At 34.4% G+C, this 241-nt stretch carries 1 pseudogene; it reads left to right on the top strand.

Annotated features, from left to right (window positions below):
* Window positions 1-241, top strand: a pseudogene (locus AAEY88_RS15250) (hypothetical protein); the annotation flags it as partial.

The raw sequence follows: 241 nt of genomic DNA, 5'->3' as shown, positions 1-241 counted from the left end.
ACATAATCCATTAAGTGGTGATGAAGAGTTCCCACTTGATGTATTAATCAACGCTTTGCCCACAACAAATTGCCCAAAAATATTATTTGATAATGAAGGGTTTAGGTATCTTCTTGCTTGGATATTGCTAGACAGTGATGTAAAAGATTCGTTTGAAAGTATTTATAGGTATTTCTCACAAGAGCTTATAAAAACAGACAAGTTTGAGCGTTGGACATTTAGGTTTGATCCACCTCAATTG

The organism is Psychrobacter sp. CAL346-MNA-CIBAN-0220 (assembly GCF_040309805.1).
Lineage (GTDB): Bacteria > Pseudomonadota > Gammaproteobacteria > Pseudomonadales > Moraxellaceae > Psychrobacter.
Note: the sequence above shows the minus strand (reverse complement) of the source record. Positions and strands in the feature narration are given on the sequence as shown.